The 8810-nt window shown below is 68.3% G+C and carries 10 protein-coding genes and 1 pseudogene; 3 read left to right on the forward strand and 8 right to left on the reverse strand.

Going from position 1 to position 8810, the window contains the following annotated elements:
• The 7 genes and pseudogenes from ER13_RS19065 to ER13_RS14090 form a co-directional block, all read right to left on the reverse strand.
• Nucleotides 1–283 (reverse strand): annotated as a pseudogene (locus tag ER13_RS19065) (hypothetical protein); the annotation flags it as partial.
• A 3-nt stretch (nucleotides 284–286) separates the two neighbouring features.
• Nucleotides 287–1831 (reverse strand): cellulose synthase operon protein YhjQ/BcsQ, encoded by a 1545-nt coding sequence (locus tag ER13_RS14065; protein ID WP_035310205.1) that lies wholly within the window; start codon nucleotides 1829–1831, stop codon nucleotides 287–289.
• Between the two features lie 5 nt (nucleotides 1832–1836).
• Nucleotides 1837–2523 carry a CpaD family pilus assembly protein gene (locus ER13_RS14070; protein WP_035310207.1) on the reverse strand — a complete coding sequence of 229 codons (687 nt, stop codon included), beginning with the start codon at nucleotides 2521–2523 and terminating at the stop codon, nucleotides 1837–1839.
• Nucleotides 2524–2527: 4 nt separating this feature from the next.
• Nucleotides 2528–4117 (reverse strand): type II and III secretion system protein family protein, encoded by a 1590-nt coding sequence (locus ER13_RS14075; protein WP_231492557.1) that lies wholly within the window; start codon nucleotides 4115–4117, stop codon nucleotides 2528–2530.
• An 11-nt stretch (nucleotides 4118–4128) separates the two neighbouring features.
• The gene (cpaB, locus tag ER13_RS14080) at nucleotides 4129–5046 is read right to left on the reverse strand and encodes a Flp pilus assembly protein CpaB (protein WP_035310211.1); all 918 of its coding nucleotides are present in this window, start codon (nucleotides 5044–5046) and stop codon (nucleotides 4129–4131) included.
• A gap of 119 nt (nucleotides 5047–5165) precedes the next feature.
• Entirely contained in the window at nucleotides 5166–5687 is a 522-nt protein-coding gene (locus ER13_RS14085) for a prepilin peptidase (protein ID WP_035310213.1), read from the reverse strand.
• A 107-nt stretch (nucleotides 5688–5794) separates the two neighbouring features.
• Nucleotides 5795–5971 carry a Flp family type IVb pilin gene (locus ER13_RS14090; RefSeq protein ID WP_035310214.1) on the reverse strand — a complete coding sequence of 59 codons (177 nt, stop codon included), beginning with the start codon at nucleotides 5969–5971 and terminating at the stop codon, nucleotides 5795–5797.
• Nucleotides 5972–6209: 238 nt separating this feature from the next.
• Between ER13_RS14090 and ER13_RS14095 the strand changes: the two genes are divergently transcribed.
• Genes ER13_RS14095 through ER13_RS14105 form a run of 3 tightly spaced genes read left to right on the forward strand, consistent with a single transcriptional unit; the run spans nucleotide 6210 to nucleotide 7728 of the window.
• The gene (locus tag ER13_RS14095) at nucleotides 6210–6626 is read left to right on the forward strand and encodes a pilus assembly protein N-terminal domain-containing protein (RefSeq protein WP_008259318.1); all 417 of its coding nucleotides are present in this window, start codon (nucleotides 6210–6212) and stop codon (nucleotides 6624–6626) included.
• 11 nt (nucleotides 6627–6637) lie between these two features.
• Complete coding sequence (locus ER13_RS14100; protein ID WP_035310216.1) at nucleotides 6638–7168, forward strand: TadE/TadG family type IV pilus assembly protein; 531 nt, start codon at nucleotides 6638–6640, stop codon at nucleotides 7166–7168.
• Nucleotides 7168–7728, forward strand: coding sequence for a TadE/TadG family type IV pilus assembly protein (locus ER13_RS14105; RefSeq protein WP_008260630.1), 561 nt, complete (start codon nucleotides 7168–7170; stop codon nucleotides 7726–7728). Before ER13_RS14100 ends, ER13_RS14105 begins: the two co-directional genes overlap by 1 nt.
• Here ER13_RS14105 and ER13_RS14110 read toward each other — a convergent pair.
• Nucleotides 7680–8810, reverse strand: a 1131-nt coding sequence (locus tag ER13_RS14110; protein WP_035310220.1) for an anthranilate synthase component I family protein, incomplete at its 5' end; no start/stop codon positions are given. The genes ER13_RS14105 and ER13_RS14110 overlap by 49 nt on opposite strands.

An 8810-nucleotide genomic window follows, 5' to 3' on the forward strand; every position in this document is an offset into this window, starting at 1 on the left:
AATTTAGGTTTTGTTTGAAAGGCAAGATCCCCCCAGACAGATCCACAGAGAAGAGCGGCGGCGGCGTCAGATGTGAATAGGAGGCAGGCCCGGAAGCGGCCGGGGCGAGGGCCTCGACAGCGGGCTCGAGGTCGGCCGCGCCGCCGAAGGCGAAGGCCTCGGTCTGGACGCCCGGCGCGGGCTGTCGCGGGGCGAACTCGGGCGCGGCGCCGGCGACGCCCGCAGGGGCGGGACGCATCGGAGCCGGAACGACGCCGGGCTGACCTGTGCGCTTGCCGAACACCCGTCAGCGCTTCTTGAACATGGAGGCGAACAGGGATTTCGACTCGGTCGAAGCCGCCTTTCCGGGCTTGGCCTTGGGTCCGGCGATGACGGGGATTTCCCGACGCGACACGATCTGGGCCAGGGTCTGGAAGGCCTCGGCCGCCTTGGTCTTGGCGCCGGCGTCCAGGATCATCTGGCCGTTGTTGGCGGCGGCGCCGAAGGTCTTGGCGTCGAAGGGGATGATCAGGCTGGGATGAACGCCCAGGGCGGCGCCGAAATCCTTGGCCGGGATCTCGGGACGACCGGGCACCCCGACCTGATTCAGCACCAGGCGCGGCGGGGCGTCGTTCGGGCGGCCCGAACGGATCAGGTCCATCATGTTCTTGGCGTTGCGCAGGGCCGCCAGGTCCGGCGTCGCCACGATCACCACCTCGTCGGCGCTGATCAGGGTGCGGCGCATCCACGGCGACCACAGGTGCGGCAGGTCCAGGACCACGAAGGGCGCGGTCGAGCGGATGCGCGTCGTCACCTCCTCGAAGGCCTCGGTCGAGATGTCCCAGTCGGTGTCCAGGGTGGCGGGCGCCGCGAACAGGCTGAGCTTGTCGGTGCAGCGGACCATCATCCGGTCCAGCAGGGTCGAGTCCAGTCGGTCGGGCTGGCCCAGGGCGTCGGCGACGCCGCTCAGCGGATCCTGGTTGAAGTCCAGGCCGGCGGTGCCGAACGGCAGATCATAATCGACGATGACCGTATTGGCGCCGATCCGCTCCGAGATCGCATAGGCGGTGTTGTGCGCCACGGCCGAGGCGCCGGCCCCGCCCCGCGCGCCGACAAAGGCGATGGACCGGCCGACAAACGGTTGCGCCGGATCGTTGAACAGGCCGCCGATGGCCGCGATCAGTTGCAGCGGCTGGAGCGGACCCACCAGATATTCGCTGACCCCGCGACGCATCAGTTCGCGGAACAGCAGGATGTCGTTGGTCGGCCCGACGACGACGACCTTGGTGCCGGCGTCGCAGACCTCGGCCAGCTGATCCACTTCCCACAGCAGGGTCTGAGGGTCCTTCAGGCATTCGACGATGATCAGAGGCGGGGTCGGTTCGTGCTGATAGGTCTCGACGGCCGCCTTGATCCCGCCGATGCGGATCTGGGTGGTGGCGCGCGACAGGCGTCGGTCCTGGGCGGCGCGCTCCGCCGCCGCCAGGGTGTCCTGGCGTTCGGCGAAGACATGGATGGCGATCCGCGGCACCGACACTTCGCCGATGGATCCGACGGCCGCGAGACCGCCGGCCATTCCGGCCGGGGCGACGCCGGACGGCGTGGCGGTCGCTTCCGGCGCTGCGGGCGCGAGGGCCGGCGCCAGGGTGGATTGCGCCTGGGCGACCATCTCGCCTACGGGATTGAACCCCGGGGCGGCAGGCTGGACGGACGGCTGGATGGGCGCCGGGGCGGTGAACTGCAGCGGCGACCGCTCCGGCTCGGCCGGGAAGGCGGTCGGCTCCGAGAAGTCCATATCGACGTCAAAGCCGTCGTCGAAGCTCGAGAGGGGGCGTGGCGTGGCGGTGCTCATGAGCCTCAGTCCACGGCCGTGGAGACGCGTGCGCCTTCCACCAGGGTTTCTTGGGGCGCGGCCGTAGGCTGGCCGGCGCGATACTTGTCGAACACCACCGAGCGTCGGGCCGCATCGGCGGGCGTCATGGGCCGGGGCGCCACGATGTCGCGGGGATCGGCGATCTGGGCGGCCAGGTTGGCGGTGACGGCGCAGCCGAAGTTCGACCCGGACATGTTGTCGCCCGTCCGGCTGAGATTGCCCCAGGCCGCGCCGCAGCGCGGCACGGCCGCCTGGACCGTTTCAAAACCGACGAGCACCGGCGCGCGCGGATCCGGCCCGACATAGCTGACGAGACGAAGACGCTCCGAAGGCAGACCGATCCGCTCAAGGGCGGTTCTGGCTTCGTGGGCGGCCTGGGCGGAAACGGGATCCCCGCCGGCCGGCGCCTCGATCACCACGGTTCCCGCGCCGGAAGCGGCGAACCGCTGGGCCAGGTCGCGCAGGGCGGCGTTCTGATTGGCCGACAGCCCGTCGTCGTGCACAGCCAGGGCGATGCGGTCCAGGCCGGCCTCGACCTGAAGCGAATAGCGCGACGTCGGCGTCAGCGGGGCCGGCCCGCCCAGGCTGGCGGGACCGCCGACACATCCGGTCAGGCCGACCACGGCGGTCGAAAGGGTCAGGGCGAGAAGCGGCTTGCGGGTCCGGATCATGAGCTCACTCGATCACATAGCCGGCCGCGCCCTGCCACACGGGGCCGGACGGGGCGGAGGGGGCGGGCGATCCGTAAACCTGGTTCAGTTGCCCGAACAGGATGGTCTGCGAGTCGCTGGCGATGCGCAGCCCATCGGCCGGCGTCTGCATGCGGTCGGGCGAGGTCGGGCTGACGATATAGGGTTCGACGATCACGACCAGCTCGGTCTCGCCGTTGAGGAAGTCCCGCGACCGGAACAGCGAGCCGAGCACCGGCAGATTGGTGACCCCGGGCAGGGAATCCACCGTCTGACGCGTGCTTTCCTGAAGCAGGCCGGCGATCATCATCGAGCCGCCCGAAGGCAGTTCGACCGTATTCTCGCTGCGGCGAACCGTCAGGCCCGGCAGGGTGATGGACGAGGGGGTGCCGGCGCCGATGGTGAAGCCGCCCTGGTCGGTCAGTTCCGACACCTCGACCTTCACCTGCAACGAGATCCGTCCTCCCGACAACACGATCGGGCGGAAGGCCAGACCCACGCCGTAGGGCTTGTAGGTGACGGTGATATTGCCGTCCTTGTCACGACCGGTCGGCAGCGGAAACTCGCCGCCCGCCAGGAAGTTGGCGGATTCGCCGTTGACCGAGGTCAGGTTCGGCTCGGCCAGGGTGCGGGCCAGACCCACGCGTTCGAAGGCTTCCAGGCACCCCGTCGCGTTGGTGCCCGTCATCGTCCGGAAGGCCGTGGAGGCGACATCGGAGATCACGTTCGACAGCGAACTGCCTGAACTGTTGGTCGTGGTGCGGCGATCAAAATTCAGATCATCGCCGTTATGGGTCTGGACCACATCGACAGTGCTGTTGGAGTTGTTGACGTTGCTCGACGTCGAATTTGAATTCGAGACGTTCGTCGTTCGACCGCCGTTCTGATTATAGCAAAGCGAGTTGCCGCCGGTCGCCGCGCCGTTGACGCCATAGGTGTTGGGCCGGGTGAAGCCGTAGGAATGGATGCCGGATCCCTTCAGGATGTCGGCGTTGAATCCCAGTTGCTTCAGGCTGCTGCGCTGGACCTCGACCACCCGGACCTTCAGGGTCACCTGATCGGATCCGGCGACGCTGATCATGTTCAGCACCTTTTCCGGCGCGGACACGAAGGCGCGGGCCACCTGAGCGGCCTGGACGGCCTGGGCCGGAGAATCGGCGACCCCGCTCAGGATCACGCTGTCGTTGACCGCCTCGGCGCGGATCTGGCTGCCCGGAACCAGCCGGCTGAGCGTGTCCTGCAGCGCGCTGGTTCCCGCATCGACCCGTACCCGCAGGCTCAGGATGGTGCGGCCGGCGGCGTCCAGAAAGACGGCGTCGGTCTCGCCGGGCGCAATCCCGATCACGGTGATGCGGCGCGGCGAATGCAGCATGGCCTCGGCCACCTGCGGATTGGCGACGATCACGTCGCGGGCGTCGGCCGGCAGATCGACCGCGAAGGACGTCCCGCGCGGCAGATTGATCAGTTGCGGCGCGGCGCCCATGGACACGGCGGCGCGCGTCTGGGCCAGGCCGGCGACCGGGGCGGCCCCCAGGCCGGCCAGCAGGACGCAGGCCAGGGCGACGGTCTTGCGCACGGGCGTCTTCCTCATGGGGTGGTCACCACTTCCGGTTCGCCGCCGCGATAGACGCGGACGCTGCGGGACGCGCTGGCGACGGCCCGGGGCGCACGGGTCGCGCCCGAGGGCCCGGCCGTGTCCGCATAGGAGCGCAGCGACAGCGACAGTTCGCCCTCGGACTTGGCCTGGGCCAGGAGCACGGCGTCCTGGGGGCGGACCTCCAGGGTGGCGGTCGCGCCGACCACGGCCTGGGCGTCGTCGCCGGCCCGCGTGGACTGGTCGATGGCCAGAACCTTGACGTTCTGCATCACGGTGGCTGATGAATATTTAGCCGTTGTGGCGCCGCCCTCGACGGCCGAGCTTCCGCCTTCGTTCTGCACCGTCAGGACCACATCGACCCGGTCGCCGGGCAGGATGAAGCCGCCGGCGGCGGATTCCACCGTCACGGCGATGGCCATGGCCCGCATGCCGGGCTCCAGATAGGCGGCCAGATAGCCGCTGTCGCCGGCGCGCACGATCTTGCGGCCGACGATGGGCTCGCCGGCCAGGATGGGTTCGCGCACCACCGAGCCGATATAGTCGGACTTGGCGCCGGGACCGGCCATCTGGCCGGCGGCCTCGGCCACGCGCTCGACGGCGGCGCCGGCCTTTTCGCCGGCGCCTTCGGGGGCGGGCTTGGCGGGAATGGGCGTGGAGCCGTCGGTGATGAAGGCGGGATTGACCTCGTCGACCGGCCAGTCCTTCCAGGCCAGGTCCGCCTCGGCCAGGCGTTTGCCCGGCTCAAGATTCTTGGCCGCGACCAGGATCTTGGCCATCGGCCGGGTCTCGACGGGCGCGGCGGCGGCGGGGGCGGCGGGTTCGCCGTTCCCCATGGCGCGGACAACCAGCGCCAGGCCCAGGGCCGACACGGCGGCGATACAGATGACGGCGATGCGGGCGGGCTTCATCCAGAGGTCTCCGGCAGGCGTGACGACCCGGAGTCGATCCTCGACGCCCTACCGTTAACGATCATGAGGCCGGCGGGTTAATGCTTCCTAAGCGCCGACGAGGCCGCGCGCCGGCGCGTCTATCGCGCCGTCAGAAAGCGAACCGCCAGATCCCCCTCGGGGAAGGCGATCAGGGCGCCGATGGCGATGGCGACGCCATAGGGAATGTCGCCCTTCGGCTCCATCAGCCGGGCGAGCCACCCGATGCGGGGCGCGGCAGGCGCGACCATCGGATAATACTGGCGGACGAGCAGCAGCATCAGACAGAAACCGCCGCCCACGATCGCGGTCCATAGCAACAGGGGGGCGAGACCCGTAAGGCCCATCCACAGACAGGCGGCCGCCAGGGCCTTCGCGTCGCCGCCGCCGATCCAGCGCAGGGCGAACATGATCATGCCCACGATCAGGGCGGCGAAGCCGACGCCGACATGGACCGCGACCTCGATCGGCGACAGACCAACCAGGAGCGCCGCTGGAAAGAAGGTCGCCAGCAGGACCAGGGAGATCCAGTTCGGAATCCGCATCGTCGTCAGATCGTGCAGGCCGGTTGCGATCATCATGATCGGAAAGACGGCGAGGCAGAGAAGGCTCAGAAGGTCCATGCGGGAATCTGTGGCACGTCGCCTGTTAAGGCCGCGTTGCCGTCGGACAAACAAAAAGGGCCGGAGCGTGCGCTCCGGCCCTTCCAGGTTTCAAGATGCGAGAAGTCTTAGGACTTCTTGTTTGCAATGCCGTCTGCAACTTCCTTGAACTTGGCGTCCAGATTGGTGCCGACGGTGGTAAGGATGGAGATAATCACGACGGCGATCAGGGCGGCGATCAGGCCGTATTCGATGGCGGTGGCGCCCGATTCGTCTTTGGCGAAACGCGAGATGAACTTGGTCATGGAGTGTTCCCTTTGATAAAATGTCTAGCGAGCAACTTGGCGGGGGGAGCCGGTAGCCCGCTTGACCCCCAAACGCAGGGTGAAGATGACTGACGCACGTTAAGGCTGAGTCACGAGTTTTGGTTACCCTCGGATTTACCAAAGAAAATTCGGTTTGAACCGCTTCAGCCTTTGTTGAGACTCCCAGGGACATCATGCGCGTGTCCGCGTTCATGCGCGTTATTGTTCAGAGCCGCCGATGTCCCGCCTTTCCATCGCCGTGTTGGCCGCCGCCCTAATGGCCGCGCCGCTCGCCGCCGCTCCGGCCCTGGCCCAGAGCGGCGCCCTTAATGTCGAGATCGATCGCTCGGCCCGCGTCCAGCTCAACGGCGCGGCCTCGTCCGTCATCGTCGGCAATCCGCAGATCGCCGACGTCACCGTGGTTGACGCCAACACCCTGTTCATCGTCGGCAAGGGGTACGGCGTCACCGAAGTGGTGGCGGTGGACGGCGTGGGCCGCACCCTGTTCCAGCGCGAGATCGTCGTCACGGGCGGCTCGACCGGTTCAGTTCGCGTCTGGCGCGGCGGTCAGGCGACGGAAATGGCCTGCAGCGCCTCCTGCGCCCCCAGCGTCCGCGCCACCGCCTCGACGGCCGGCGCCACGCCCACGCCCTGACCTTCGTGGACATGCCTCATCGTCGTCGGTTCAAGGCGGGCCAGGCCCGCGGGTCGCGCGAAGGCGCGGCGGCGGTCGAGTTCGCCCTGGTGGCCACGCCCTTCTTTCTGCTCCTGTTCTCGATCTTCCAGCTGGGCCTGGTCTTCATGATCGACGCGGTGGCGGAAAACGCCGTGCTGGAAGCCAGCCGCCTGGTGCGGACGGGCGAGGCCCAGACGAAGAAATTCGACAAGATCGCCTTCAAACAGGCCGTTTGCGATCAGATGAGCGTTTTCAAGAGCGACTGCGCGGATCGGGCGACGATCGACGTGCGCGTCGTCACCAGCTTTTCCGACGACATTGATCCGCCCAGGGACAAAGACGGCGTGCTGGACCTGTCCCAGATGGACTTCAAGGGCGGGGTCGGCCAGGACCTGATCATCGTTCGGCTCTGGTACAAGCAGCCCATGATCGTTCCAGCCCTGACCCAGGCGGTCAGCAGCGCGGGACCCGGACAGATCATGATCTCCTCGACTACGGCCTTCCGCAACGAGCCCTTCTGATGTCCCGATCCTTGATCCGGCGCTTGGCCGGCGATGAAAGCGGCGTATCGGCGGTGGAGTTCGCCCTGATCGCACCCGTCATGCTCCTGTTCTACGCCGGCATGGTGGACCTGTGCCAAGGCTATATGGCCCTGAAGCGCACCAGCCACGCCGCCTCGGCCGTGGCGGACCTGGTCTCCCAGTCGCGAACCATCACCAAGGCTGACATAAACAGCATCTTCGAGGTCGGGCCGGCGATCATGGCGCCGTTCGCCTCAACCTCCATGGAACAGCGCATCAGCAGCGTGACCCGTGTTTCCGCCAACAAATATACGTTGAACTGGAGCCGAAGCTGGACTCCCGACGGCGGCGCCGGCACGAAGATGAACAAGCCTCTGGTCATCGCCGACGCCGGTATTCCGGCCGACATGTTCCCGGCCGACGGGGACTCGATCATCGTCGCCGAGGCCTATTACAAATATTCTTCGCCCTTCCAGCAGTTCCTGCCGGCGGCGGAGTTCACCCGTCGAGCCTATCTGAACCCGCGCGAGGCGACCGTCATCACCTGTTCGGATTGCTGACCGACCAGGGCGCGCTTCAGCGCTGAAATCTTCACCTCGGTTTCGGCCAGTTCCGCCTGCGGGTCGCTGTCGGCCACGATCCCCGCCCCCGCAAGGGTGCGGAAGCTCCAGCGCCCGCCCCGGCGTTCGAAGGCGGCCGTGCGGATCAGGACCGAGGCGGTCAGGCCCCTGTCTTCTTCCAGAATAAACAGGGACCCGCACCAGGCGCCGCGCGGGGGCTCCAGGTCGGCGATCACCTTCATGGCCTGATGCTTGGGCGCGCCGGTGATCGAACCGGGCGGGAAGGTCGCCGCCAGCAGATCGGCCGGCGTCACCCCCGGCTCGGCCCGGCCGACCACGGTCGAGACCAGATGATGGACGGTCGGATGGCTCTCGATCGCGAACAGCCGCTCGACCGCCACCGAGCCGACGCGCGACGCGCGGGCCAGGTCGTTGCGCATCAGGTCGACGATCATCAGGTTCTCGGCCCGGTCCTTGGCGCTGGCCTGAAGCTCGGCGGCCAGGGCCGCGTCTTCGACAGGGTCGGCCGACCGGGCGCGGGTGCCCTTGATCGGCCGCGCCTCGATGCGCCGGTCCTCGCCGTCGAAGGCCAGGAAGAGTTCGGGCGAGTTGGACACCAGGGCCCGGTCGCCGATCCGCCAGAAGGCGCCATAGGGCGAGGCCCGCCCTTGTTGCAGCCGCAGGAAGACGTCGAACGGATCGGCCTGGGGCTTGAGTTCCCCGCCCCAGGCGCGGGCGATATTGGCCTGGAACAGCTCGCCGGCGGCGATGCGGGCCACGACCGCGGCGACGGCGTCGCGATAGGCCTGGTCATCCGCCTCGGCCACGAAGGCTTCGGCCGGGGCGGCGGGGGTTTCTGGCGTGATCGCCGCCGCCAGCCACCCGGCGGCGCGGACGGCGGCGGCCTGGGCTTGTGACGCCGTCGCCCCCCGGCCGATGGCGCAAACCCGGCGCTGAAGATGGTCGAAGCTGAGCATCGCCGGATAGCGGGCCAGGATCAGGTCGGGCCAGACCTGAGGCCGGTCGCCCGTCGCCGCCCGCGCCCCGGCGTCATAGGCGGCCAGCCCCACCGTCCCCGCGCC

The sequence above is a fragment of the Brevundimonas sp. EAKA genome (genome assembly GCF_000698025.1).
Taxonomy (GTDB): Bacteria; Pseudomonadota; Alphaproteobacteria; order Caulobacterales; family Caulobacteraceae; genus Brevundimonas; species Brevundimonas mediterranea_A.

What these genes read in the sequence shown, in the direction of transcription:
- ER13_RS14095 (WP_008259318.1), top strand. Translation starts at nt 6,210, where the DNA reads ATGTCCCGCCTTTCCATCGCCGTGTTGGCCGCCGCCCTAATGGCCGCG.
- ER13_RS14065 (WP_035310205.1), bottom strand. Translation starts at nt 1,831, where the DNA reads ATGAGCACCGCCACGCCACGCCCCCTCTCGAGCTTCGACGACGGCTTT.
- ER13_RS14070 (WP_035310207.1), bottom strand. Translation starts at nt 2,523, where the DNA reads ATGATCCGGACCCGCAAGCCGCTTCTCGCCCTGACCCTTTCGACCGCC.
- cpaB (WP_035310211.1), bottom strand. Translation starts at nt 5,046, where the DNA reads ATGAAGCCCGCCCGCATCGCCGTCATCTGTATCGCCGCCGTGTCGGCC.
- ER13_RS14100 (WP_035310216.1), top strand. Translation starts at nt 6,638, where the DNA reads ATGCCTCATCGTCGTCGGTTCAAGGCGGGCCAGGCCCGCGGGTCGCGC.
- ER13_RS14085 (WP_035310213.1), bottom strand. Translation starts at nt 5,687, where the DNA reads ATGGACCTTCTGAGCCTTCTCTGCCTCGCCGTCTTTCCGATCATGATG.
- ER13_RS14090 (WP_035310214.1), bottom strand. Translation starts at nt 5,971, where the DNA reads ATGACCAAGTTCATCTCGCGTTTCGCCAAAGACGAATCGGGCGCCACC.
- ER13_RS14105 (WP_008260630.1), top strand. Translation starts at nt 7,168, where the DNA reads ATGTCCCGATCCTTGATCCGGCGCTTGGCCGGCGATGAAAGCGGCGTA.